We start from the raw sequence: 23,338 nt of genomic DNA, 5'->3' as shown, positions 1-23,338 counted from the left end.
TCTTCACGGGGTGCCCTTTCGCAGCTTGCTGATCTTGGCCGCAGACGCCGTCTTCGACAGCGACTCGCCCTGGAGTTGATGGTAGGTCGTGAACATGGGTGCCACGAGCGATGTTTCGCGCTCCACATACCCCTGCGCCTGCGATTCGGCGTACGCGACGATGGACCGGTCAACCATGGTCAGCAGATTGACCGGCAGGTAGAACGCCCTGCGCTCGCCAAGGCTGAACGGCGCCACCTGGATGATCCAGTTGGGCCGCGCGGACACCTCCTCCAGCCGTCGGAGCTGGGCGTTCATGACCTCCGGACCGCCCACGGCCTGATGGAGGCAACTCTCGTCCATGACGACGAACACCATGGGCGGCTGCGAGCGGACGAGCGCTTCCTGCCGCCGTGCCAGGAACTCGACTCGCTGATCCGCCTGTTCGTAGCTGATGGACCCGCGTTCCACGTGCCCGTAGGCCACGGCCCGCGCGTAGTCCGGCGTCTGTAACAGCCCAGGAATGAGGCCGACGTCGAACAGCCTGATCTCCACAGCCCGGCCCTCGTACCCCACGTACTCCGGGAAGCCCTCCAGCAGCGAGCCGTTCCGCATCTCCATGTACTCGCGCTCGAACGATTCGGGCGTGCCGGTCGTACCAAATGCCAGGTCGGACTTCCGCGAGAAGCGAAGGGTCGGCGGTTTGCGAACAGTTTCCACCGCGGAAATGTGCTGGCTGGAGTACCCGATCTTCGGAGCCAGCACGTCCTGCGTCCATCCCCGGTCCTCCCGGAACTTGCGGAAACGTGCTCCGAAGGCCGCCTGCGGGCTGCTGGCGGGGTTCAGCTGCTTGATATTGACCATGGCCGTACTCCCAACTCTTCCTTCAGGTTCCCTCAGTTGAAGGGGTTCTCACGGTAGGTCAGTCTGAGTCGCCCCGGTAGCCGTTCAGCTACAGAGAGGAGCGATAGGTGTACGGCGTGAACGCGTGCCCGAATACTGCGGGACCTCCCGAACTCCCCGCCCTGGGAACCCTCCTGGTCGACACCAGCCGCGACAACCGCGTGGGCGAGTTCCGCGGGGTCGCCGGCTTCTACTGGTCGCTGCGCCCCATGGGCGGCGGCACCGAGTGGGAGGTCGAACCCCGTTACGTACGGCCCCCGTTCCCCATAGAGCAGCTCCGCGCCCGCACCGCACGCGCCAACGCCCGCAGCCGGGGGGACGTCCTGTGAACCGCAGTGACTCCCTCACCCGGCTCCGGGAACGCCTCACCCGCCTCGCCCGCGCGCTCACCCGGCCGCGCCGGCCCGTCCCACCGCTCGACGAACTCGTCCGCATCGAGACCGACCCCGCCTACCGGGCCCTGTTCTTCGCCCAGTTGGACGCCGCACTCGACGAACGCCACGCCGCCGCGCAGACGGCCGCCGTGGCGGAGATCGAGGCGGCGGCCGAACGCCTCCGGGCCCTCGTCCGCTCCCCCGGCGACCACGAGCGTGCCGCGTGAAGCGCGCCGCGTACGCCGCCGAGGTCACCGTGTCGGACGGGCAGCGGTACGCCTGTCTCGGCTCCGCCGCCGTACGCAACCGGCGCCTCGTCCTCCTCTGGCTCCGGCGCCAGGCCCTCCGCCTCGCCGACGCCCACGGCAACCGCGCGCCCCAGGACGGCGGTCCGCCCCCGCCGATGACCACCGCCGACGTGCGGCCCGTCCTCTTCCACGGCTCCGACGCACCCGAGAGCCTGCGCCACTGGGCCACCACCGGACGGCTTCAGGACGACGCGATACGGACCCTGGAGGCGGGCTTCCCGCTCCACTTCACCGTCCTCGACCCCGCCGTCGGGCTCAGCCTCACCCTCGCCGGATGGCACGCCTTCCCCGGCCGCCGCCACCCGTAACCCCTCCGACGGAAGAGACCCCCGTGCTGCAGTGCACCGCCGTGACCCGCATCCCCCTCGACGACATCCTCACCGCCCTCATCACCCTGCCCGGCGAACCCGACACCACCGCCCCCACCCCCTACGTCCTGTGCGAACTCGGCGAACACCACGCCCCCACCCACCACGCAGCCCTCCTCCGCCCCGCCGACCAACCCGACCACCCCGCCCTCTGGCTCTTCTGGACCAGCACCGGCACCCCCGACACCCACCCCGCCCACCGCATCGACACCGCCCCCTGGTGCCCCGCCACCCTCCACCACCTCGCCAACAACGCCGTCCTGCCCTGCTCCCTCTACCACCAGCACCCCACCGGCCACTCCTGGGACATCACCGACCCCCTCGCAGACCTCATCGCCGGACCCCTCACCACCGGCAGCACCACCGACGACGCCACCGACGACCCACGAGGACGGCCCCACCCGTGAACCAGTGCACCGCCCTCGCCCTCCTCCCACCCCCCGACCACCTCACCGCCCTCTCGCCTCCCGGACACCGCCCCGAGACCGCACACGTCCTCTGCGAACTCGGCACCGACCACGACGACCACCACGCCGCTCTCCTCTGGGACGAAGGCGGGCACCCCGGCAGCGCCGTCTGGGTCCGCTGGCAGGGCTCCGGGCCCGCCCGGCTCACCCCGCTCCCCTGGTGTCCCGCGCGCCACCCCCGTAACGCGGCGAACGAAGCCTGCGAGCTGTTCGTCGCCCACCCCTCCGCCCACAGCTGGGACATCACCGACCCCACCCACACCGCCATCACCCACCACCTCACCCACCAACACCCCCACCTCTTTCCCCAGCCCAGAGACGGGAGCGGAGGTTAGGGCTGCTGGGCCATCGGTGAGCAGGTCCGCGCGCAGATCTCGGTGCTCACCGAGGTGGGGGGCGATCTCCCATCGGGCGGCTCATCGGATCTCGTTTCCGGGGTGCTCGTCGTCGTACGTCCGGCGGGCGAGGGCGATGGCGTCCCGGTGCTCCAGCGACCAGTCGGCCAGGGCCTTGACGAGATGGGTGAGGCTCGCGCCGGTGTCGGTGAGGCGGTAGTCGACCTGGGCGGGGACGGTCGGGTACACGGTCCGCGTCACCAGGCCGTCCCGCTCCAGCCTGCGCACCGTGAGCGTCAGCATCCGCTGCGAAATCCCGTCGACGGCGCGCTGGAGCTGGCGGAAGCGCCGTGGCCCACCGGCGAGTTCGACGACGACCAGGACGGACCACTTGTCCCCGACCCGGTCGAGGACGTCACGGATTCCGCAGTCCGGGTGCTCCGGCTGTCCGCAGGGCGTGAGCGGCGCGGGCCCGGCGGTTACCTCGGTGTGCCTCACTGACATGGAACTGCCTCCTGGTGCGGCGGTCGTCGCCGGCCCAGGATCTCATCGTGGTTACGGATGAGAACCTCGCGTTGCCCATCAGAGCCGCGACTCGCCGCCGAGAACCACGTCTTGCCGATGAGACCCACGACAGGAGACAGCACGTCATGATCATGGTGACCGGAGCCCAGGGGCAGTTGGCCTCCCGCACGCTCCAGGAGCTGGCCGCGCGGGGCACACCCGCCCTGGGCGGCAGCCGGACGCCCGCCGCCGGGCAGCGCCGCCTCGACTTCGACGACCGCGCGGGCCTGGACCTCACCGGTGTCTCGACCCTGGTCCTCGTCTCCGCCGGGTACGCGGAGGACGACCGGGTCCTGGCCCGTCACCGGGCGGTCCTCGACGCCGCTCTCCGTGACGGCGTGGGCCACGTGGTGTACACCAGCCTGACCGGGGCCGGGGACCACCTCGGGTTCGCGCTCGCGCACCGGGCCACCGAGCGGCTGGTCCGGGAGAGCGGTCTCAGCTGGACGATCCTGCGCAACGGGCTGTACGCGGAGCTGTTCGGCGCCCTGCTGCGCTGGACGCCGGACGGCCTGGAGTCGGCGTTCGGTGAGGGTTCCCTCGCCGCGGTGGCGCGGGCGGACCTGGCCGCCGCCGCGGCCGTCGTCGCCGGGTCTCCGGAGGCGCACACCGGCCGGACGTACGAGCTGGTGGGCGAGCCGGTCACCGCCGCCGACGTCGCGGGGCGGCTCGCCGTCGCGCACCGGACGGTCGGGCTCGGCGCGTACCGGGCCCGGCTCCTCGCGGACGACACCCTGCTGCCGTTCCAGCCGCCGATGCTGGCCTCGATCGCCTCGGGGGTCCGGCACGGGTTCCTCGGGGGCGTCGGCCCCGACCTCGTACGGCTGCTCGGCCGACCGCTCACCGACCCGCTCGCCGTGGCCGCGGAGACCGCCGCCGCGCTGCGCCCGGGCCGGTAGCGGGCCTTCGGACGGCGTTCCTCAGTGGCGTTCGGGCAGGTCACGCTCGGCGGGCAGCGGCGCGTGGTCGAGGGTGCCGTCGGGCGCCGTGGAGCGCGCGGTGAGGGCGGGTGACTGCTTCTTGCCGCAGAAGGCGGCTTCCAGGGTGTCGCCCAACGCGGTGTTCGCGGCACCGTGGTTGGAGGTGTTGGCCAGGGCCGACAGGCTGCGGCGGCCGTCGCGGGTGGAGAAGGCGTAGGTGTAGTAGCCCTGGACGGTGCCGGTGTGTCCGTACACCTGGGTGCCGCAGGTCAGGTCGTAGCGGCGCAGACCGAGGCCGTAGAAACGGGTGCCGGTGGCGTCCGTCGGCGTGACGGTGGTCATCTCCTCCAGCGTCGCCGGGGACAGCAGCCGACCGCGCATCAGCGCGCTGGTGAAGGTGTTGAGGTCGGCGGGGCTGGAGATGACGGCACCGGCGGACTGCGCCCAGGACAGGGTCTGTTCGGTGGAGTCGACGAGCGGCTCACCGGCCTCGTCGGGGTGCAGGTAGCCGCGCACGTGGGTGCCCCGGATACGGGTGTCGGGGTGGACGTAGGAGGTGGCGTCCAGCCGCAGCGGCTTGATGATGCGCCGCTGGTAGGCGTCGGCCACCGGGCGCCCCGTCAGCTTCTCGATCAGCATGCCGACGACGACGAAGTTGGCGTTCGAGTACCGGTACGCGGCGCCGGGCTCGGTGGTCCGGGGTTCGGCGAGGGAGAGGCCGACCAGTTCCTGGTAGCTGAACACCCGGTTGCGCACCGCCTCGAAGCCCGGGACGGTCCGCTCGAACATGGCGTTGGTGTAGTCGGCCAGGCCGCTGCGGTGGGTGAGGAGGTGACGGACCGTGATCCGGTCGTCGGGCAGGAGCCCTTCCAGGTAGGTGTTGACCGGCGCGTCCAGCGTCAGCCGGCCCTCTTCGACCAGCTGGAGCAGCACGACGCTGGAGAACGTCTTGGTGACGCTGCCGATCCGGAAGCGCGCCCGGGTGTCCATGGCCGCGCCCGATCGCCGGTCCCGGACGCCGACGGCTCTCTCCCTGGCGCCGTCCGGACCCAGGTAGCGGGCCATCGCGCCCGGCGCCCCGTTGGCCATGGCGGACTCCAGTGCGGCGACGACCCCGGCCATGTCGGGCGCGGGCGTCCGGGCCGGGGCGGCGGCCGGGGCGGTGGGGGCAGGGGCCGCCGGGGTGGGGGCCGCGGTGGCGGTGGTGGCAGGGGCGAGCACACCGGCGAGAGCGGCGAGCAGGGCCGCGCCGGCGGTCAGGCGCCGGTGCGACGACAGGGGCAGGGGCATGGTCATCCTCGGTTCTTCTGCTGCGGATCTTCTGCTGCGGAACGGGTACGGCGGGCCCGGGAGCGGGGCGGGTCTCCGTGGTGCCGACGGGTCACGGGGGCATGCGGGTCGCCCGTGCCCCGGGCGACCCGGGGCACGGACCGCACGGGGTCACCACCAGTCGACGCCGTTCCTGGTGGCGCAGCGGACGACGCCGTTGGTGGCGAGCGAACCGCAGACCCGGAACTGGTAGTCGGGGTCGGTGCTGGTGCGCTTGAAGGGGGTGGTCAGGCTCTGGCCGTGGCTCTGGACGGTGAAGGGTCCGCACTGGAGCCAGGGGCGGACCGGCCACTCGGGCCTGCCGCCGTCGTCCCATCCGCCGGCCCGCCAGTCCATCCACACCTTGTCGCCCGGACGGGTGGGGCCGCTGATCTTCCCGAAGGCGATCTGCTGGCCTACGTACACCCCCTTCTCCAGGGTGATGACGACACCGCCGCCGAGGTCCAGGCGACGCGGCTTGTCGGTGTCCCCCGAGGCGTTGTCCGGGTGGTCGCGGAAGCCCCGGGCGCCGCCCGTGCAGTCCGACGCGGCGGCCTGGGACGGGGTGACGGGCCCCGCGACGGCCAGGCCTGCCGCCAGGGCGCAGACCGCGGTGAGGGAGGTGAGTACGGAACGCAGTGGTCGCATGGGGCGGGTGTCCTTCCGGTGGTGGGTGACCGGTCGTTGGTGCTTGGTGGTCGGTGGTCCGGGCGTCGCCGGCCCGCGGCTCGGCCGCGGTCCGCCCGGTGCCCAGCGTGGCGGGAGCGCCCGTAGCCGGACCATGGAGAGAAGTGCGTATGGACAACGACGGGATACCGTGGCGGGGCACCATTCACGGGGACCTCGGGGGAAGTCGTCATGCCGGACCGCTACGCACGCATGCTGGATCTGGCGGTCGAGGTGATGAGCACCGAGACCCCCGGACTCGTCTGGCCGCTGCTCACCGAGGAACTGCTCCTGGCGCTCGACGGGGAGCTGATCGTGGTCAAGGAAGTGCCCTGGACACGTGATCACGGGAGTGTGGTGATCCGGTCTCCGGGACGGGCACCGGACGGCGGCGCCGGTGACGACTCGGTGGAGGCCCACATCCGTTCGGGCTACCCCTTCATCGACCGGTACGGCGCCAGCTCCGACTGGACGCCGCAGAGCGCCGCACGCGTGGTGGGGATGCGGACGTGGAAGAACAGCCCGACCGCCGACGCCCTCCGCCAGGCGTTCGGGACGCACCACGTCTTCGGGCTGCCCCTTCCCGAGAAGGGGCCGCACGTCAGCGGGTGCCTGGTGCACCGCTCCGGCGGCGACTTCACCCGGCACGACGAGCGCTACGCCGCACGCGTCCAGCCGCTGCTCAAGGCAGCGATGGCCCACCGGGCGCTCCTGACGGCGCTGCACGCGTCCTCCGGCAGCGACCGCGGACGGCAGGCCAACCACGCCCTGGCGGCACCGCTGACCCCGCGCGAGACGAACGTGCTGCACCTGCTGGCCACGGGGCTGACCGCCGAGGGAATCGGGCGCAGGCTGGGCATCTCGCCGCGCACCGTCCACAAGCACCTCAACGCGCTGTACCGGAAGCTCGGGGCCGCGGACCGGCTCAGCGCGGTGCTGCGCGCCCAGGACGAGGGGCTGCTTCCCCGGCCTGCCGAGCCGTCAGGAGCGGATGGGGACCGACGGGGACCGGCGGGAGCCGCTACGGGGCTGGCCGGAATGACGGTGGCAGGTTCACGCCCTTCGGCGGCGACCTGACAGACTTTTCCGGCAGGCATTTTCCACCCACACCCATATATTGAAAGAATGCTTCGATAACATCCGCCCGGCAACCAGGAGCGGCCCGGCCGGACCATCGGCAAAGAGGTAGGAATGGCCCGCCCTCCCGGCCCGGGAAGGCCACCGCACCCTTTACTTCAAATCGGCGCCGTGCCTATAGTTCAGCTCCGATCCCACAGGGGACAACGGGGGTAGCTTTGCACGCCGTCATAGCTCATTCCGTGGCCGATGTCCTGAGTGAATTCCTCAGCATTCTGGATTCACCGGACGAGAAAGTGCGCGTCGTCCTGACCGGGCTCGGCGGGCGGACGGCCGAGCTTCCCCCGGAGGGTCTGGAAGCGCGGGTGGAGCGGCTGCTGCGGGAGGCGGGGCCCGGGGATCCGGCCACGGTCACCGACGCGCCGGTCCTCGGGTCCGCGGCGGAGGACGGTGCCGTCTGGTGGGCGCACAATCCGGCCGACTGGCGGGCGGAGCAGGCGCGTTCGGGGCTGCTGGCGGCCCGTGCGGCGGGCGGACGCCCCGTACGGTACGCGGTCGGGCACGCCGGGCACTCGCAGTTCGCCGTCGACCGCGCGCACCCCCTGGACGGGCGGCTGCTGGGCATCAAGCTGGACGCCCTCAACCGGCTGCCGCCGGAGCTGCTGAGCGGTGAGGGCGAGCGGCAGCCCCAGGTCATCACCGCCACCGCGCCCTCCTGCGAGCAGTTCTTCAGCCTGGGCCCCGGGCAGGCGGAGCATCTGCACTACCTGCTCTACGCCCCGCTCGGGCATGTGGAGGTGCCGCCCGATCCGTGGGGGCTCGACACCTCCGCGTACGAACGGGAGCGGGTCGCCGCCACCACCCGCTGGGTGCGCGGGACGCTGGGCGGCACGGACTTCACCGTCGTGGAGCCGGGCGCCTGCGAGGGGGCGCTGACCGCACCGCTCCGCGCGAGCGGGCTCACGGTGACCGCCACCGAGCCGCACGACGAATTCCGGCGGCGGCTCTCCCGGCGGCTCGGCACCGCCGACCTCACGGCGGACACCCTGGAGGAGCTGGCGTCGAAGCGCCACTTCCCCGCCGACGCCTATCTCCTCGCGGAAATCTTCTACTACATCGACGACATTTCCGTGGTCGACGGCCTTCCCACCGATCTGCTGCTCATCACCTCTTCGCCCGAATTCATCGAGAGTTCCCTGCTGCCCTGGTTCTCCGGTCCGGGAAAAGAGAAATGGCGGCCGGCCGGGCGGCACACCCTCGTGCCGCCCCGGATGGATTTCCTGGTGGAGGGCGTCGCTTATCAACGGAAAAGGGGAAGTGTCGGACTGGTCTACCGCCGGAACTGACTTCCCCCGTTCCGACCTCCCAGGCACCACGTGTTCTCCCCCGTACGAGCCCGCAAGCGCCCAACGAAGGGAACCTTCACCGTGATCCGCCACTCCAGCCCCATCAGCGGCGTCGCCGCCCACGAGGACTCCTACGTCGCCACCGCCGGGTACGACAACCACGTCATCCTCTGGGACCAGCGCACCCGCGTCCCGCTCGCCCGGGTGGCCCACGATCACCTCGCCAACCAGTGCGCCTTCAGCCCCGACGGCAGATTCCTGGTGACCTCCTCCAGCGACTACAGCGCCCGCATCTGGTCGGTCCCCGACATGCGGCTGCGCGCGGTGCTCGGCCACCACGAGGACGACGTGGAGATGTCCGCCTTCCACCCCACCGAGGAGAAGGTGGCCACCGCCTCCCGCGACCACCGCGTCCGGGTCTTCGACTTCGCCGGTGACCTGCTCCACGTCTTCGGCGGGCACAAGGCCGACGTCATCTCGGTGGGGTGGAGCCACGACGGCCGGGAGATCATCAGCTCCAGCGACGACGGGACCATCAAGCGCTGGTCGCTGGAGACCGGCGGGCTCGTGGAGGACCTGGACCTCGGCGGGGTGGAGACCGACACCGTCGCCATCGGCGGGAACGGCACGGTCTACGCCGGGAACGACGAAGGGGAGCTGATCGTCCTCCGCGACGGGGAGCGCCACTACGTGCCCGCCCATGACGCGGGGATCAAGCGCGTGGTGCTGGGCGAGGAGCGCGGGCTGCTCATCACCCTCAGCTACGACCGGACGATGCGGCTGTGGGACGTGTCCGGCCCGGCCCCCCAGCTGCGCGACAGCGTCGCCCTGCCGCCCGTCGTCTGGCCGCGCACCTGCGCCTTCGCCGCGGGCTCCGAGATCGTCTTCGGCACGTTCGGGGACCGCTACCACCGCTACGACTTCGCCGCGGGCCGGTGGAGCGAGGACCCGGTCGCCCCCACCTGGGGCCTCAACGCCGTTGCCGTACACGGAGGTTCGACGTACACCATCGGGGACGCGGGCGTCCTGTGGCGGGACGGTGAGGTGCACGCCGAGCAGGGCAGCCTCTGCAACTTCCTCACGCCCGTCGGGGACACGATCGTCACCGGCGGACAGCTCGGGACCGTCTTCGACGCGCTCACCGGCGCCCCGGTCCACCAGCACCGCTCCCCGCTCAACTGCGCGGTCGCCTTCGAACGGGACGGCAGGCGGCACGTCGTCGTCGGGGCGTACACCGGCGAGGGCGTCGTCCTGGCCGAGGCGGACGACGGCACGCTGGAGCACATCCGGGACGTGCCCCTGCACGGCAACGCGGTCAAGGGCGTGGCCCTCTCCGGCGAGCTGGTCTTCTCCGTCTCGGCGGACGGCGGCGCGGCCTGGCACGAGACGGGCGGGCTGACCCGGCGCCACACCCTGGCGGACGCGCACGGCATGATCGCCAACGGGTGCGTGGGGCTGGGCGACGGCGGCTGGTTCGCCAGCGTCTCGCGCGACCTCGTCCTGCGCCTGTGGAGCCCCGACTTCACCGTCACCGAGGTGCCCACCCCGCACCGCCACTCCCTGAAGTGCGTCAGCGCCGACGACGAGGGCCGACGCATCGCCATCGGCGCGTACAACGGGCGCGTGACGGTCTACGACCGGGAGACCGGCCGCTGGTCCACCGACGTCCGCCCGACCACGGCGGGCATCTCCTCCGTGACGTACGACAGCGCCCGCGGCCTCTTCCTCGCCTCCTCCTACGACGGGGCGGTCCACGAGATCGCGCCGGACGCCTCGCGGACCGCGTGATGACCGATCTGCTGGTGCCCACCCGGCCGTTGCACCCCCATGCGGTGGCGGGCGTGCCGCCCGGTCGGCGCCCCACCCGCCGGCTGACCGTGCTCACCCCCCTCTACCGCGAGAGCGCCGCCACCTTCGAGCGGTCGGCGCGCGCGATCGCCGCCCTGGACTACCCGGACGAACTCCTCCAGGTGCTCTGGCTCGTCGAGGCGGGCGCCGCCGGGGACCAGGACGCGGCACGGGCGGGCGCGGCGATGGCCGCGTACCGGCGGGCCGGGCTGGACTGGCGGCTGCTGCGCCTGCCGGGCATGAGCCCGAAGGGGGCGGCGCTCAACCACGCCTTCCCGTACGCCGAGGGCGAGGTGATCGCCATCCTGGACGCCGATGTGGTCCCCGCGCCGGGGCAGGCGGCCGAGGCCGTCCACGCCCTGGAGCAGGGCCACGCGCTCGTCCAGGCCGAGGAGTTCAGCGAACCGGGGACCGGGCTCACCGCGCGCGCCAAGGCGGGCGAGGACGCGGTGTGGCACGCCTCGGTGCGCGGCCTCAAACGGCTGGCCGGGGTCCATGTGGTGGCGGGCAGCTCCGTCTACGCCTGGGCCACCACCTGGGACCTGGTGCGGCCCGTGCGCTCGGACGACGTGGAGGAGTCCTACCACTGGTCCCTGCGGCTGATGGGGGCCGGGGTGGAGACCGGGTTCCTCGCCTCGCCCTCCCGGGTCAGCGCCACCGAACGCCCCGCCGCCGCCCTGCGCCAGCGGGCCCGCTGGACCCGGGGACAGCTCCGCGCGGTCGCCGTGAGCTGGCGCGGACTCCCGCCCCGGGGGCGGCTGCTGGGCGCCGTCACGGTCGGCTCCCTGGCCGCCCGGGCCGCACTGCCGGTGGTCTGCGCGGGCGCCGTCGCCGTGCGCCGCCTGCGCCCGGCGGCACTCGCCCTGCTGCTGGCGGACGCGGCCTGCGTCCTGGGCGCCCGCCGCGACCCGGCCTACCGGCAGCGTACGGACGCGGCGGGCTGGGCCCTCGTCGTGCCCTGGCACATGGTGGGGGCCTTCGCGGTGTACCTGGCGCTGTACGAGTGGGCGCGGGGGAGCGGGGGTGGCACAGCGTACGGGAGGGGTCCTCTGGCGGGGCGGGGGTTGCGGTGGGGGCGGTCGCCGGAGCTGGAGTCCGGGTCAATGGCTCTACTCCGTACGGGAGTTCGGCAGGCGACTCCGCTGAGCGTCCGGCTCCGGAGGCGGGTTCGCATGACGACTGAGAGCGTGGGATCGGTCAGCAGTCTCGGCCACGCCGCCGTGGTCGGCGCAGCCGTGATGGCCCATCCTCGCCGGGCCGCCCAGGCGGCGGAGCTGGCCGCCGGGCTGGCCGGGTGGGGTGCCCGGGTGGTCACCGACCCCGTGCCGGGAGGCGGGCCCGGGACCCTGCGGACGGCGCGGGCCGCGTGGGCGGCGGTGGCGCCGGACGCCACGCACCATGTCGTGCTCCAGGACGACGTGCTGCCCTGCCGGGACTTCACCGCCCGAGTTGCCGATGGCATAAGGGAGTTGCCCGACGCCCCGCTGGCCCTGTACGCCAACTGGAACTCCTGGAACGGCGCCGCCACCCGCGCGGCGGCCCTCCAGGGTGCCGCCTGGGTGCCCGCCGTGCCGGGCGAGTGGACCCCGAGCCTGGCCCTCGTCCTGCCCCGCGCGGACGTGGACGCGCTGCTGGCCGCCGTACCGGCCGATGTCACCGGGCCGGAGCCGGACGACACCGTGCTGGCCCGCGAACTCGGGCGCCGGGGGCGGCGGGTGCTGATCCCCGTACCGCACTGGGTGGAGCACGCCGACGGGGCCAGTCTGGTCGGCAACGACGTGTACGGGCCCCGCCACTCCGCCTGCTTCGCCGACGACACGGCCGAGGGGCCCGACCCGGCGGGGCCGGTGGCGGCGGCCCCGGACGTGCTGGTCCATCTGTTCAAGGGCCGGGTCCAGCTGGTCCTGGCGGCGGACACCCCCGCGCCGCGCCGGGTCTCCCGGGAGGGCTATCTGCGGGCGGCGGGGCAGGAAGGACGGGGGCGGGGCCGCTCGGCGCGGGCCGTGACGGCGCTGCGGCCGCCGAGCGGGCTGCTGGGCGCCCTGTGCGAGGAGATCTGGTACGCCGCCTATCTGATGGCCCTGCACACCCCGCCCGGCCGGGCGCCCGCCGCCGGAGGGGACCGGGTCCGGCTCTGCCTGCGCAGCCTGGTCCTCGGCGGCACCGCCGACCGCGCCGACCTGCGGCTGTGGGCCCGGCACCGGGTGGGGCCGCTGGTCGCGCTGGCCGAGGACGGGCTGCGGGCCGGGTTCGACGACCGGGAGGCGTACGGCCGCCCGGCGCCCCTGCCGCCGGAACGGCTCGCCGCCCTTCCCGACGCCGCACTGATCTGGTCCCGTCCGTTGACACTGGAGGAACGATGACCGCTGACGCCCGGGGCGCGGACGCCGCCGGTTTCGGGGCTGGTGCCGATACGGGGGCCGGTGTCGGTGCCGGTGTCAGTGCCGGTGCTGGTGCTGGTCCCGACGCTGGTGCTGGTGCTGGTGCTGGTCCCGAAAGGGCTGGTGCCGGTTCGGGTGCCGGCGGGCCCGCCGCCCCCGTCCTGGTGTTCTCGCCGCACGCCGACGACGTGGTGCTCTCCTGTTTCGGTGCGCTGCGGCCCGGCGGTGAGGCGGTGACCGTCTTCGCCGGGGTGCCCGGGGACCCCGTCTTCCTCGCCCCCTGGGACAAGCTCCTCGGAGCCCGTACGTCACGGGGGATGGCCCTGGAGCGGCTGCGCGAGGACGCGGCGGCCTACCGGGGTACGGGGGTGGAGCTGGACGCCTGGGACCACCTGGACGGCCAGTACCGGACGGGGCCGCCGGACACGGGGGCGCTGCGCCGGGAGATGCGGGAGCGGATCGGCCGGGCCGGGGAGGTGTGGCTGCCCTCCGCCATCGGGAGCCACCCGGACCATCTGGCCGTCCGCGACACCGGCCTGGCCGCCTGCCGTGAACTCGCCGCCGCCGGACGGCCGCCCCGGGTGCGGCTCTACGCCGACTACCCGTACCAGCTCTTCGCCATGAGCAACCGCCACCGCGCCCACGGCACGTGGTCCACCTACACCTGGCACAACGCGGACCCGCTCGCCCTGACCGAGTGGTTCGGGACGCACTTCCCCGACGCCTCGGAGGAGGAGGCCAGGCCCCTCCCGTACGCCCTCGACGGTGACACCACGGCCGCCAAGGAGCGGGCGATCCGCTGCCACCGCACCCAGGTCCCCGAACTCGACCGGGCCTCCTACGGAAAGCTGCTCGACCCCGCCAACCTGGGGCGCGAGTACGCGTGGGACCTGCCGGCGCACCTGTGGGAGCCGGTGGACGCCGGTCCCCCTCCCCCACCGCCCCCTCCCCCACCCGCACCGTCCCCGCCAGGAGGAAGAGACACATGAGCAGCACGGTTCCGACGGCCGCCGGGCTCGACACCCCCTCGCCCCCCTTACTGCCCGCAGCGGTCCGCGCCGACGTGCCCGTGCCGGTGGAGACCGGTACGGGCACGGTGACGGCGAGAATGCTGAGCTTCGCCGGTCTCGTGGACGGCCGGGAGCACATCGCCCTGGTCTTCGGGGAGCGGCAGCGGGACACCCCCCTGGTGCGGGTCCACTCCGAGTGCCTGACCGGCGATGTGTTCGGCTCCGGGCGCTGCGACTGCGGGCCCCAGCTCCGGGAGGCGCTGGACCTCCTCGCCCACCACGGGGGCGTCCTGCTCTACCTCCGCCAGGAGGGCCGGGGCATCGGCCTGTACAACAAGCTGGACGCGTACCTCCTCCAGGACGGCGGCCTGGACACCTTCGAGGCCAACCGGAAGCTGAACTTCGCCGACGACCTGCGCGACTACCGGCCCGCCGCCCAGATGCTCGCCGCGCTCTCGGTGGACGCCATCCAGCTCCTCACCAACAACCCGGACAAGGCGCGGCAGTTGACGGACAGCGGGGTGGAGGTGCGCTCCACCCGGTCCACCGGGGCGTTCGTCCGCAGCACCAACCGGGGCTATCTGCTGGCCAAACGGGAGGTCGCCGGTCACCGGATCGAGCTGCCCGACCCGGAACGGACGTGACGGAGGAGGAGCACGCTCCCGGTTCCGGCACAGTCCACCCGGGCGACTCCGGGCGCGCCCCCGGCTCCAGGAAGGCGCACCTGGCCGACCGGCTGGGAATCCCGCGCCTGTCCGGCAACGGCCGGATCGTCGCCGCGACGGCGCTGGACTCCTTCGGCGTGGGGATGTTCATCCCGCTCAACTTCCTGTTCTTCCTGCTCACCACCGACCTGACGGTCCAGGAGGTGGGGTACGGAACGAGCCTGGCGACCCTGCTCTCCCTGCCGGTCGCGCCGCTGGCCGGGATCGCCGTGGACCGCTGGGGGCCGAAGGCGTCCCTGGTCGCCAACAACCTTCTGGCGACGGCCGGTTACCTCTGCTACCTGCTGGTGGACAGCCAGGCCTCGCTGGTCGCGGTGCTCTTCGTCGTGCTGTGCGCGGAGCGGGTGTACTGGGTGTCGTGGCCCGCGTTCGTCGCCGATCTGGCGCAGGGCGAGGAGCTGGACCGGTGGTACGCGTTCACCGCCGCCGGGAAGAACGCGAGCGTGGGGCTGGGCGGAGCGGTCGGCGGGGCCCTGCTGGGCACCGGCTGGTCCGGCGCGGCCGTCCTGATCGTGCTGATCAACGCGGGCACCAGCGCCGTGACGGCCCTGCTCTTCGCCTACCCGGGGCGCCGGGTGCGGGCCGCCGCCGCTCCCCGGCCGGCCGCCACCGCCGTACCGGAGACGGAGACCGCCGTGGACGAAGAAGGCTGGCGGGCGCTCCTGGGCGACCGGACGGTCTTCGTGCTGATCGGGGCGCAGACCGCGTTCGTCTTCGCCTGGCTGATCCCCACGACCGTGCTGCCGGTCTATCTGGTGGCGGTGCGCGGGCTGCCCGCCTGGCTGCCCTCGACCGCCTTCACCCTCAACGCCCTGCTGATCGTGGTGGCGCAGTCCGCGCTCACCGCCCGGCTGGCCACGGTCCGGCGCAGCCGGGTCGTCGTCCGCAGCACCGTCCTGATGCTCGCCACGCTCCTGCTGCTGGCGGTCCTGCCGGCGGCGGGGAGCGCCGTGGGGGTGGTGCTGGTCTGCGCGGCCGTCGTGCTGTTCACCTTCGGGCAGATGGCGGCGACCCCCGCCATGACGGCGGTCTCCGCGACCGTGGCACCCCGCCACGCCCGGGGCCGCTACCTCTCGGTCGTCAACCTCACCTGGACGGTGTCGGCCATCACCGGGCCCGCCCTGGTCGGGGCCCTGATCGAGCGTCACACCCTGCTGCTGTGGGGCGTGCTGGGGGTGCTGACCGCGCTGGGCGGGGCGGGGTACCACCTGGCGGGCCGGATGTCACCGGAGCGCCTCGGGGCGCCCCGGGGCCGGACGGCCGAGGCGCCCCGGGAGCAGGCCGTCGGGGCACCCCGGGACCCGGTCACCGAGCCGGAGCCGCCAGCCGGAAGCCGACGCCGATCGCCGTCAGGTCCTTCTCGTACGCCCCGTGCCGACGGGCACAGCGGGCCAGATCCCGGTCGTGGCGGAACGCGCCGCCCCGGGTGATGTGCGGGTCGAAGGCCCAGTCCTCGGTCTTCGGCACGTCGTCGGGGGCGCCGGGGTAGGGGGCGTACAGCGTGGAGGTCCACTCGTCGGCGTTGCCCGCCAGGTCCAGGACGCCGAAGGGGCTGGCGCCCTCGGGGAACGAGCCGACCGGTGTGGTGGTGCCGAGGCCGAGGTCCACGAGGTTGGCAAGGCCGGTGCGGTACTCGTCGCCCCAGGGGAACTCCCGGCCGTCGTCGCCCCGCGCGGCCCGCTCCCACTCGTCCTCCGTGGGCAGCCGCACAGCGAGGCCGATGCGCTCCCCGAGCCACCGGCAGTAGGCCACCGCCTCCTCCCAGGCGACCCCGATGACCGGGTGGTCCGCCGTGCCCTGCGGCTCCGGGCGGCCGGTGGCCGCCGCGAAGAGGGCCCACTGCCCTACGGTGACCGGGGTCCGGGCGATCCGGAAGGCCGGTACGTGGGTCTCGGTGCGCGGGGCCTCCTTCAGATACCACTCCACCGGGACGCCGGTGTCCGCGTAGCGATGGGCCACCGCCGGTACGGCGTCGGCGGGCGTGCCCCGACGCAGGGTCCCGGCGGGGATGTCGACCCAGTCCACCTGTTCCACGAGCTGCTCCTTTTCCTGGTCCGCCGCTGCCCGGTCCTCTGTTTCCTGACCGATGTCCTGCTCGCCGGTACGGCCGCTCACACCGCGACGGGCTTGGCCAGGTCCACCACGCCCTCCTCCTGGCCGCCAGGGAGCGGAACGTACCCCTGCCGCCGGTAGAGGGCGAGGTTGCGGTGGCTGGCGGCGCCGGTGGACAGGACGATGCGCCCGCCCTTCTCCGCCGCCGATTCGGCGTGGCGCAGCAGCCAGCGGCCCACGCCGAGCCCCCGCAGGTCGGGGACGACGGCGAGCCGTCCCACCTGCAGGTCGGTGCCGGTACGGCGGGTGCGGACCATGCCGAGCAGCCGGCCGTCCCGCCAGAGGCCCGTCACGTCCCAGTCGGCCAGCCAGGCGCGGACGTCGGCCGGGGACTCGTGGAGCACCGGGATCGCCAGGGTGTCGTTGAGGAGGGCCTCCTCCAGCCAGCAGCAGCGCTGGAGCACCGTGACCTCGGCCGCGTCGTCCGGGCCGAGCCGGCGCGCGTACGAGCCGGGGAGCGGGCCCTCGACGGCTGCCGGGTGCTCGCGCTCCCGCATCGGGGCCAGGGCGTGGGCGGCCCGCACCAGCTCGGCCAGCAGCCCCCGGGCCGCGTCCGCGTGGCGCGGCTGGGGCGCCAGCTCGTCCCCCCGCACCACGTCCCCGATCCGCAGGGCGACGGTCGCCCCCACGGGAACCAGCCGCAGGGCGGTCACGACCTGCTTGGCGTGCTGGACCGCCCGGGTGCCGGCCGAGGTGTGGCCGTAGCTGACGAAGCCGACCGGCTTCCAGGCCCACTCGGGGCCCAGGTAGTCGAGGGCGTTCTTCAGGGTGGCGGGCATGGCGTGGTTGTACTCCGGCGTCACGACGACGAAGCCGTCCGCGCCGTCGACGATCCGGCTCCAGCGGCGGGTGTGCTCGTGGTGGTACACGCCGGACGACGGGTGCTCCTCCTCGTCCAGGAACGGCAGCTCCAGATCACCGATCGCCTGGAGCACGAGGTCCACGCCGAGCCGCTCGGCGTCGGGTGCGAGCGTGTCGGTCAGCCACCGGCCGACGGCGGGGCCGAGCGCGTTGGGGCGGGTGCTGGAGACCAGGACAAGAATGCGCGGGCGTGTCGTTGTCATGGAAACGAAATTAGCCGGTAGATTGGTTCCATGTCAACGAATCACCCGGATTCCCCGGTCGAGTGGCTCTCGGCCGCCGAGGAGAGCACCTGGCGGGCGTATCTGCGCATGGTCACCGCCATCCAGGTCCGCACCGCGCGGGACCTGGCCGGACTCGGCCTCTCCGAGCCGGACTACGAGGTGCTCAGCACCCTGTCCGAGCGCCCGGACGGCACCAGCACGCTGCACGAGCAGGCCGACAAGATGGGCTGGTCCCGCAGCCGGCTCTCCCGGCACGCCTCCCGCATGGAAGCGCGCGACCTCGTCCGGCGCGCCCCCGACCCCGCCGACGGCCGGGGCTGCCTCCTCGTCCTGACGCCCACGGGCTGGGACATCCTGCGGGACGCCGCCCCCTCCCACGTCGCCTCCGTCCGCAGGCACGTCGTCGACCGCCTCGACCCGGAGGAGCTGGCGGCCCTCGGCGCCATCGCGCGGAAGCTCGCGGCCGACGGGCCGGCGCCCGGCGCGTAACTCCCGTGACGGAGAAGGGCAGAGAAGATGGAGCCCGACATCTCCGACGCCTCGGGCGGCCGGAACAGAACAGTGGGCCCGGATCACGGATGATCCGGGCCCACCGCCGTACGGCGTACTGCTCAGGTGTCAGCTCTGCGCGGGAGCGCCCTGCCCGGACTGCCCGGACTCCTCGGCGGTCGTGGCCGTCTGGGCCTCGGCGCGCTCGCGCATCTTGCGGACCAGCTCCTGCTTCTTGTCCTCGGCGACCTTGCGGTCGGCAACGCGCGCGGTGCCCGCGCCCTGCTGGTCGGCGCGGGACAGCTTCTTGCGCTGCCCGCCGACGCCGAGGAGGTTGTTGCGGCCCTTGGCCATGGCGTTCTCCCGTTCGGGGTGAGAAGTGAATCAGCGAAAGGTGATCGGGACCGGTCGTGGCGGTCCCGGGGGCGGCGGGGTGGACTCACCCGCCGCGCTCTCACTCGTAGATCTGGAAGAACGAAGACATACGGAAACCGTACCCCGCTCCCGGAGCGCGCCGCACCAGGTTTTCCGGCCGTCGGCGGCCGCGCCCGGCCGGAACGGGTGAGGCCCCCGGCTCCGCCGAGCGGAACCGGGGGCCTCACCCCTCACACGTACGGAAGGAGCGTACGGACGCGTCAGCAGCCGAGCAGACGGGCGCCGAGGTACGCCTGGATCTGGTCCAGGGAGACGCGCTCCTGCTTCATCGTGTCGCGCTCGCGCACGGTCACCGCGTTGTCGTCGAGGGTGTCGAAGTCGACGGTGACGCAGAACGGGGTGCCGATCTCGTCCTGGCGGCGGTAGCGGCGGCCGATGGCGCCCGCGTCGTCGAACTCGATGTTCCAGTTCTTGCGCAGGTCCGCGGCGAGGCCCTTGGCCTTCGGGGAGAGCTGCGGGTTGCGGGAGAGCGGCAGGACCGCGACCTTGACCGGGGCGAGGCGGTGGTCGAGGCGCATCACGGTGCGCTTCTCCATGACGCCCTTGGCGTTGGGGGCCTCGTCCTCGACGTAGGCGTCGAGGAGGAACGCCAGCATCGCGCGGCCGACACCGGCCGCCGGCTCGATGACGTACGGCGTCCAGCGCTCGTTGGCCTCCTGGTCGTAGTAGACCAGGTCGGTGCCCGAGGCCTCGGAGTGCGCCTTGAGGTCGTAGTCGGTGCGGTTGGCCACGCCCTCCAGCTCGCCCCACTCGCTGCCGCCGAAGCGGAAGCGGTACTCGATGTCGGCGGTGCGCTTGGAGTAGTGGGAGAGCTTCTCCTTCGGGTGCTCGAACCAGCGCATGTTCTCCTCGCGCATGCCGAGGTCCGTGTACCAGTTCCAGCGCTGGTCCATCCAGTACTGCTGCCACTCCTCGTCCTCGCCCGGCTTGACGAAGAACTCCATCTCCATCTGCTCGAACTCACGGGTCCGGAAGATGAAGTTGCCCGGAGTGATCTCGTTCCGGAAGGACTTCCCCATCTGCGCGATGCCGAACGGCGGCTTCTTGCGCGAAGTCTGCTGCACCTGGCCGAAGTTGGTGAAGATGCCCTGGGCGGTCTCGGGGCGCAGGTAGGCGACCGAGCCGGAGTCCTGGGTCGGGCCGAGGTGGGTGGAGAGCAGACCCGAGAACTGCTTGGGCTCGGTGAAGGTGCCCTTGTTGCCGCAGTTGGGGCAGTTGAGGTCGGCGAGGCCGTTGACCGGGGGCTTGCCGTGCTTGTCCTCGTACGCCTCCTCCAGGTGGTCCGCGCGGTAGCGCTTGTGACAGGAGGTGCACTCGGTCAGCGGGTCCGAGAAGGTGGCGACATGGCCGGAGGCGACCCAGACCTCGGGGGCCAGGATGACCGACGAGTCGATACCGACCACGTCCTCGCGCGCGGTGACCATGTAGCGCCACCACTGGCGCTTCAGGTTCTCCTTCATCTCGACGCCCAGCGGCCCGTAGTCCCAGGCGGCACGCTGACCGCCGTAGATCTCGCTGCAGGGGTAGACGAAGCCACGGCGCTTGCTCAGGCTGACGATGGTGTCGATCTTGTCGGCGGCCACGGTGCTCTCTTCATACGACGATGACGAACGGGCGAAGGGGCCAGATTACCGGCGCGCGCACCCCCCGGATCAAATCGGTGGCGGTGCGCGGAACCCGGGCGACTCCCCTATGTGATCTTCCGGGCATCTCATCATCCTTGTTGACAATCGTTTCCAGTTTTGTTGAAAATGACTGTCATGAACGTACGTCGCCTCATACCCACCACCGCCGTCGCCGGAGCAGTCGTCCTCGGTCTGACCGCTCTCTCGGCCTGCTCCACCTCCGACGCCGCCGACGGGGGCAACGGAAGCGGCGGCGGTGACAAGCTGAAGGTGACGGCGTCCTTCTACCCGATGCAGTTCCTGGCCGAGCGGATCGGCGGCGAGCACGTCGCGGTCACCAGCCTCACCAAGCCGGGCGTCGAGCCGCACGACCTGGAGCTCACCCCGCGCCAGATCGGCTCGATCAGCAACTCCGACTACGTGCTGTACCTCAAGGGCATCCAGCCCGCCGTGGACGACGCGATCAAGCAGTCCGGTGTGAAGAACACCGTCGACGCCGCGACCCTCACCACGCTGGAGAACCACGGAGCCGAGGTCAGCGGCCACGACCACGGCCATGAGGGCGAAGAGGGCCACGGCCACGAGGACGAGCACGGTCACGAGGGCGAGGAAGGCCACGAGGAGCACTCCGAGGACGACGGCCACAACCACGGCCAGGACGGCGGCGCCGACCCGCACATCTGGCTGGACCCGGTGAAGTACGCCGAGGTCGCCCAGGGCGTCGGCAAGTCCCTGGAGAAGGCCGACCCGGACCACGCGGCCGACTACAAGAAGAACACCGAGGCCCTCGTCGCCGAGCTGGACAAGCTGAACAAGGCCTACGAGAGCGGGCTGAAGAACACCGCCACCAAGACCTTCATCACCACCCACTCCGCCTTCGGCTACCTCGCCGAGCGCTACGGGCTCACCCAGCAGGGCATCGCGGGCATCGACCCGGAGGCCGAGCCGACCCCGGCCCGGATCCAGGAGCTGCACACCATCGCGGAGAAGGAGAAGGCCACCACGGTCTTCTTCGAGACGCTCGCCAGCGACAGGACCGCGAAGACCCTCGCGAAGGACACCGGGCTGAAGACCGACGTCCTGGACCCGCTGGAGGGAATCACGGAGAAGTCCAAGGGCGCTGACTACATCGAGGTCATGGAGTCCAACCTCGCCGCGCTGCAGAAGGCACTCGGCGCGAAGTGACCCGCACCGCCGATACCACCCGCATCACCCGCACCACCCGTTTCACTCGTACGACCGTCGGATCGGAGGCACTCATGCCGGAGCGTGAGAGCACCACCAACCGCGAGGCCGTCGTCAGCCTGCGCGGCGCCACGGCCACGCTCGGCGCGCGCCCCGTGCTGCGCGGGGTGGACCTCACCGTGCGGCGCGGCGAGGTCGTCGCCCTGCTCGGCGCCAACGGGTCCGGCAAGTCCACCGCCGTACGGTCCGCGATCGGCCAGGTCCCGCTGACCGGCGGCACCGTCGAGCTGTTCGGCACCGAGCTGCGGCGTTTCCGCCAGTGGGGCCGCATCGGTTACGTACCGCAGCGCACCACGGCTGCCGGCGGGGTGCCCGCCACGATCCGCGAGGTCGTCGCCTCCGGCCGGCTGGCCCGTACGAAGCTGCGGTGGCCGGGGAAGGCGGACCGGGCGGCCGTGGAGCGGGCCATCGAGCTGGTGGGCCTGGCCGACCGCGCCAAGGACTCCGTGAGCGCCCTGTCGGGCGGCCAGCACCAGCGGGTCCTGATCGCCCGCGCCCTGGCCGCCGAGCCGGAGCTGCTGATCATGGACGAGCCGATGGCCGGGGTGGACCTGGCCAGCCAGGCGATCCTGGCGGCGACGCTGCGCGAGCAGGTGGCGCTGGGCACCTCGGTGCTCCTGGTCCTGCACGAGCTGGGGCCGCTGGAGCCGCTGATCGACCGGGCCGTCGTCCTGCGCGACGGCTGCGTCACCCACGACGGCCCGCCGCCGGAGGCGCTGGGCCAGCACGCCCTGCCCGGCCACGACCACGTACACCCCCACGCGGCCGCCGAGCCCGTACGGACGGGACTGCTGACCTGATGCTGTTCGAATTCCTGAACCCTCCCTTCATGCAGCGGGCGCTCATCGCGGCCGTGCTGGTCGGCATCACCGCGCCCGCCATCGGCATCTACCTGGTCCAGCGACGGCAGGCCCTGATGGGCGACGGCATCGGCCATATCGCGATGACCGGCGTCGGCCTCGGCTTCCTGCTCTCCACCAGCCCCATCTGGATGGCCACCGCCGTCGCCGTGGCCGGTGCGGTCACCATGGAGCTGATCCGCTGGTACGGGCACACACGCGGCGACCTCGCCCTGGCGATGCTCTTCTACGGGGGCATGGCGGGCGGCGTCATGCTGATCAACCTCTCCGACACCGGCTCCAACGCCAATCTGACCTCGTACCTCTTCGGCTCGCTCTCCACCGTCTCCGAGTCGGACGTCATCGCCATCGCCGTGCTGGCCGCCTTCGTGGTGCTGGTCACGGTCGGGCTGCGGCGGCAGCTGTTCGCGGTCAGCCAGGACGAGGAGTTCGCCCGGGTCACCGGGCTGCCGGTGCGGGTGCTGAACCTGCTGGTCGCGGTGACGGCCGCGGTGACGGTGACCGTCGCGATGCGGGTCGTGGGGCTGCTGCTGGTCAGCGCGCTGATGGTGGTGCCGGTGGCGGCGGCGCAGCAGATCACCAAGTCCTTCCGGGTGACGTTCGTGCTCTCCGTGGTGATCGGTACGGCGGTGACCCTGACCGGCACCGTGACCTCGTACTACCAGGACGTCCCGCCCGGCGCGACGATCGTGCTGCTGGCCATCGCGGTGTTCGTCGCGCTGACCGCGCTCGCGGCTCCGCTCGCCCGCAGGCGCGCCCGGGCGAGCGAGACGAAGGGTGCGGAGTGCACCCTGGAAGTACCGGCGGCCCGCCGGGGCGCGGACGACGTCCGCGTATGACGCACCCGTACGACGTGCGCGTATGACCGTCCGCAGGTACGTGTGGCCGAGTGACGTGCGCGTTTGAGT

24 protein-coding genes and 1 pseudogene are annotated in these 23,338 nt (G+C 72.5%); 17 read left to right on the top strand and 8 right to left on the bottom strand.

Annotated features, from left to right (window positions below):
• Nucleotides 1-3 precede the first annotated feature (3 nt).
• A complete protein-coding gene (locus DJ476_RS24370) occupies nucleotides 4-843 on the bottom strand; it encodes a helix-turn-helix domain-containing protein (RefSeq protein WP_112491572.1) in 840 nt (279 codons plus the stop codon).
• A 107-nt stretch (nucleotides 844-950) separates the two neighbouring features.
• Here DJ476_RS24370 and DJ476_RS24365 point away from each other — a divergent pair, with 107 nt between their 5' ends.
• The 5 genes from DJ476_RS24365 to DJ476_RS24345 are packed head-to-tail and all read left to right on the top strand — an operon-like array spanning nucleotide 951 to nucleotide 2,734.
• A complete protein-coding gene (locus tag DJ476_RS24365; protein WP_103421922.1) occupies nucleotides 951-1,211 on the top strand; it encodes a hypothetical protein in 261 nt (86 codons plus the stop codon).
• Entirely contained in the window at nucleotides 1,208-1,483 is a 276-nt protein-coding gene (locus DJ476_RS24360) for a hypothetical protein (RefSeq protein WP_112491571.1), read from the top strand. The genes DJ476_RS24365 and DJ476_RS24360 overlap by 4 nt, the downstream gene beginning before the upstream one ends.
• Nucleotides 1,480-1,872 (top strand): hypothetical protein, encoded by a 393-nt coding sequence (locus DJ476_RS24355; RefSeq protein ID WP_103421920.1) that lies wholly within the window; start codon nucleotides 1,480-1,482, stop codon nucleotides 1,870-1,872. The genes DJ476_RS24360 and DJ476_RS24355 overlap by 4 nt, the downstream gene beginning before the upstream one ends.
• A gap of 23 nt (nucleotides 1,873-1,895) precedes the next feature.
• Nucleotides 1,896-2,339, top strand: coding sequence for a hypothetical protein (locus DJ476_RS24350; protein WP_112491570.1), 444 nt, complete (start codon nucleotides 1,896-1,898; stop codon nucleotides 2,337-2,339).
• Nucleotides 2,336-2,734 carry a hypothetical protein gene (locus DJ476_RS24345; RefSeq protein WP_112491569.1) on the top strand — a complete coding sequence of 133 codons (399 nt, stop codon included), beginning with the start codon at nucleotides 2,336-2,338 and terminating at the stop codon, nucleotides 2,732-2,734. The genes DJ476_RS24350 and DJ476_RS24345 overlap by 4 nt, the downstream gene beginning before the upstream one ends.
• Nucleotides 2,735-2,815: 81 nt before the next feature.
• Here DJ476_RS24345 and DJ476_RS24340 read toward each other — a convergent pair whose 3' ends face one another.
• Complete coding sequence (locus tag DJ476_RS24340; protein WP_103421325.1) at nucleotides 2,816-3,238, bottom strand: winged helix-turn-helix transcriptional regulator; 423 nt, start codon at nucleotides 3,236-3,238, stop codon at nucleotides 2,816-2,818.
• A 146-nt stretch (nucleotides 3,239-3,384) separates the two neighbouring features.
• On the opposite strand from DJ476_RS24340, the gene DJ476_RS24335 reads away from it, so the two are divergent.
• Nucleotides 3,385-4,197, top strand: coding sequence for an NAD(P)H-binding protein (locus DJ476_RS24335; RefSeq protein WP_112491568.1), 813 nt, complete (start codon nucleotides 3,385-3,387; stop codon nucleotides 4,195-4,197).
• A 21-nt stretch (nucleotides 4,198-4,218) separates the two neighbouring features.
• On the opposite strand, the gene DJ476_RS24330 is transcribed toward DJ476_RS24335, so the two are convergent.
• Both DJ476_RS24330 and DJ476_RS24325 read right to left on the bottom strand, forming a co-directional pair.
• Entirely contained in the window at nucleotides 4,219-5,514 is a 1,296-nt protein-coding gene (locus tag DJ476_RS24330; protein WP_112491567.1) for a serine hydrolase domain-containing protein, read from the bottom strand.
• 144 nt (nucleotides 5,515-5,658) lie between these two features.
• Complete coding sequence (locus DJ476_RS24325) at nucleotides 5,659-6,174, bottom strand: hypothetical protein (protein ID WP_103421328.1); 516 nt, start codon at nucleotides 6,172-6,174, stop codon at nucleotides 5,659-5,661.
• Nucleotides 6,175-6,384: 210 nt separating this feature from the next.
• Here DJ476_RS24325 and DJ476_RS24320 point away from each other — a divergent pair, with 210 nt between their 5' ends.
• From DJ476_RS24320 to DJ476_RS24285, 7 genes and pseudogenes are all read left to right on the top strand, one after another.
• Complete coding sequence (locus DJ476_RS24320; protein ID WP_112491566.1) at nucleotides 6,385-7,269, top strand: helix-turn-helix transcriptional regulator; 885 nt, start codon at nucleotides 6,385-6,387, stop codon at nucleotides 7,267-7,269.
• Nucleotides 7,270-7,511: 242 nt separating this feature from the next.
• Nucleotides 7,512-8,615 (top strand): SAM-dependent methyltransferase, encoded by a 1,104-nt coding sequence (locus tag DJ476_RS24315; protein ID WP_318294781.1) that lies wholly within the window; start codon nucleotides 7,512-7,514, stop codon nucleotides 8,613-8,615.
• Between the two features lie 81 nt (nucleotides 8,616-8,696).
• Complete coding sequence (locus DJ476_RS24310) at nucleotides 8,697-10,403, top strand: WD40 repeat domain-containing protein (RefSeq protein WP_103421331.1); 1,707 nt, start codon at nucleotides 8,697-8,699, stop codon at nucleotides 10,401-10,403.
• Entirely contained in the window at nucleotides 10,403-12,826 is a 2,424-nt protein-coding gene (locus tag DJ476_RS35755) for a glycosyltransferase (RefSeq protein ID WP_318294780.1), read from the top strand. The genes DJ476_RS24310 and DJ476_RS35755 overlap by 1 nt, the downstream gene beginning before the upstream one ends.
• Nucleotides 12,823-13,833, top strand: coding sequence for a PIG-L deacetylase family protein (locus DJ476_RS24295; protein WP_318294779.1), 1,011 nt, complete (start codon nucleotides 12,823-12,825; stop codon nucleotides 13,831-13,833). Before DJ476_RS35755 ends, DJ476_RS24295 begins: the two co-directional genes overlap by 4 nt.
• Nucleotides 13,830-14,498: a GTP cyclohydrolase II gene (locus DJ476_RS24290; RefSeq protein WP_112491563.1), complete on the top strand. Its 669-nt coding sequence runs from the start codon at nucleotides 13,830-13,832 to the stop codon at nucleotides 14,496-14,498. The genes DJ476_RS24295 and DJ476_RS24290 overlap by 4 nt, the downstream gene beginning before the upstream one ends.
• A pseudogene (locus DJ476_RS24285) lies at nucleotides 14,495-15,808 on the top strand (MFS transporter); the annotation flags it as partial. The gene DJ476_RS24290 and the pseudogene DJ476_RS24285, both read left to right, overlap by 4 nt.
• A gap of 76 nt (nucleotides 15,809-15,884) precedes the next feature.
• Here the strand turns inward: DJ476_RS24285 and DJ476_RS24280 are convergent.
• Entirely contained in the window at nucleotides 15,885-16,667 is a 783-nt protein-coding gene (locus tag DJ476_RS24280; protein WP_318294902.1) for a formylglycine-generating enzyme family protein, read from the bottom strand.
• 23 nt (nucleotides 16,668-16,690) lie between these two features.
• Complete coding sequence (locus DJ476_RS24275) at nucleotides 16,691-17,755, bottom strand: GNAT family N-acetyltransferase (RefSeq protein WP_103421338.1); 1,065 nt, start codon at nucleotides 17,753-17,755, stop codon at nucleotides 16,691-16,693.
• Nucleotides 17,756-17,785: 30 nt separating this feature from the next.
• Between DJ476_RS24275 and DJ476_RS24270 the strand changes: the two genes are divergently transcribed.
• Nucleotides 17,786-18,265 (top strand): MarR family winged helix-turn-helix transcriptional regulator, encoded by a 480-nt coding sequence (locus DJ476_RS24270; protein ID WP_112491561.1) that lies wholly within the window; start codon nucleotides 17,786-17,788, stop codon nucleotides 18,263-18,265.
• Nucleotides 18,266-18,394: 129 nt separating this feature from the next.
• On the opposite strand, the gene DJ476_RS24265 is transcribed toward DJ476_RS24270, so the two are convergent.
• Together DJ476_RS24265 and DJ476_RS24260 are read right to left on the bottom strand one after the other, a co-directional pair.
• Nucleotides 18,395-18,619, bottom strand: coding sequence for a DUF6243 family protein (locus tag DJ476_RS24265; RefSeq protein ID WP_112491560.1), 225 nt, complete (start codon nucleotides 18,617-18,619; stop codon nucleotides 18,395-18,397).
• A 281-nt stretch (nucleotides 18,620-18,900) separates the two neighbouring features.
• Nucleotides 18,901-20,283 carry a glycine--tRNA ligase gene (locus DJ476_RS24260; RefSeq protein WP_018487076.1) on the bottom strand — a complete coding sequence of 461 codons (1,383 nt, stop codon included), beginning with the start codon at nucleotides 20,281-20,283 and terminating at the stop codon, nucleotides 18,901-18,903.
• A 177-nt stretch (nucleotides 20,284-20,460) separates the two neighbouring features.
• Here DJ476_RS24260 and DJ476_RS24255 point away from each other — a divergent pair, with 177 nt between their 5' ends.
• The 3 genes from DJ476_RS24255 (at nucleotide 20,461) to DJ476_RS24245 (ending at nucleotide 23,269) form a co-directional block, all read left to right on the top strand.
• Nucleotides 20,461-21,510, top strand: coding sequence for a metal ABC transporter substrate-binding protein (locus DJ476_RS24255; protein WP_112491559.1), 1,050 nt, complete (start codon nucleotides 20,461-20,463; stop codon nucleotides 21,508-21,510).
• 74 nt (nucleotides 21,511-21,584) lie between these two features.
• Nucleotides 21,585-22,370, top strand: coding sequence for a metal ABC transporter ATP-binding protein (locus tag DJ476_RS24250; protein ID WP_103421363.1), 786 nt, complete (start codon nucleotides 21,585-21,587; stop codon nucleotides 22,368-22,370).
• Nucleotides 22,370-23,269, top strand: a complete 900-nt coding sequence (locus DJ476_RS24245) for a metal ABC transporter permease (RefSeq protein WP_112491558.1) — start codon at nucleotides 22,370-22,372, stop codon at nucleotides 23,267-23,269. Before DJ476_RS24250 ends, DJ476_RS24245 begins: the two co-directional genes overlap by 1 nt.
• Nucleotides 23,270-23,338 lie beyond the last annotated feature (69 nt).

This window comes from Streptomyces bacillaris, assembly GCF_003268675.1.
Taxonomy (GTDB): domain Bacteria; phylum Actinomycetota; class Actinomycetes; order Streptomycetales; family Streptomycetaceae; genus Streptomyces; species Streptomyces bacillaris.
The sequence above is the reverse complement of the archived record's forward strand: the minus strand, read 5'-3'. Positions and strand labels throughout refer to the sequence as shown.

What these genes read in the sequence shown, in the direction of transcription:
- DJ476_RS24340 (WP_103421325.1), bottom strand. Translation starts at nt 3,238, where the DNA reads ATGTCAGTGAGGCACACCGAGGTAACCGCCGGGCCCGCGCCGCTCACG.
- DJ476_RS24335 (WP_112491568.1), top strand. Translation starts at nt 3,385, where the DNA reads ATGATCATGGTGACCGGAGCCCAGGGGCAGTTGGCCTCCCGCACGCTC.
- DJ476_RS24295 (WP_318294779.1), top strand. Translation starts at nt 12,823, where the DNA reads ATGACCGCTGACGCCCGGGGCGCGGACGCCGCCGGTTTCGGGGCTGGT.
- DJ476_RS24275 (WP_103421338.1), bottom strand. Translation starts at nt 17,755, where the DNA reads ATGACAACGACACGCCCGCGCATTCTTGTCCTGGTCTCCAGCACCCGC.
- DJ476_RS24330 (WP_112491567.1), bottom strand. Translation starts at nt 5,514, where the DNA reads ATGACCATGCCCCTGCCCCTGTCGTCGCACCGGCGCCTGACCGCCGGC.
- DJ476_RS24245 (WP_112491558.1), top strand. Translation starts at nt 22,370, where the DNA reads ATGCTGTTCGAATTCCTGAACCCTCCCTTCATGCAGCGGGCGCTCATC.
- DJ476_RS24290 (WP_112491563.1), top strand. Translation starts at nt 13,830, where the DNA reads ATGAGCAGCACGGTTCCGACGGCCGCCGGGCTCGACACCCCCTCGCCC.
- DJ476_RS24265 (WP_112491560.1), bottom strand. Translation starts at nt 18,619, where the DNA reads ATGGCCAAGGGCCGCAACAACCTCCTCGGCGTCGGCGGGCAGCGCAAG.
- DJ476_RS24325 (WP_103421328.1), bottom strand. Translation starts at nt 6,174, where the DNA reads ATGCGACCACTGCGTTCCGTACTCACCTCCCTCACCGCGGTCTGCGCC.
- DJ476_RS24250 (WP_103421363.1), top strand. Translation starts at nt 21,585, where the DNA reads ATGCCGGAGCGTGAGAGCACCACCAACCGCGAGGCCGTCGTCAGCCTG.
- DJ476_RS35755 (WP_318294780.1), top strand. Translation starts at nt 10,403, where the DNA reads ATGACCGATCTGCTGGTGCCCACCCGGCCGTTGCACCCCCATGCGGTG.
- DJ476_RS24270 (WP_112491561.1), top strand. Translation starts at nt 17,786, where the DNA reads ATGTCAACGAATCACCCGGATTCCCCGGTCGAGTGGCTCTCGGCCGCC.
- DJ476_RS24320 (WP_112491566.1), top strand. Translation starts at nt 6,385, where the DNA reads ATGCCGGACCGCTACGCACGCATGCTGGATCTGGCGGTCGAGGTGATG.
- DJ476_RS24370 (WP_112491572.1), bottom strand. Translation starts at nt 843, where the DNA reads ATGGTCAATATCAAGCAGCTGAACCCCGCCAGCAGCCCGCAGGCGGCC.
- DJ476_RS24255 (WP_112491559.1), top strand. Translation starts at nt 20,461, where the DNA reads ATGAACGTACGTCGCCTCATACCCACCACCGCCGTCGCCGGAGCAGTC.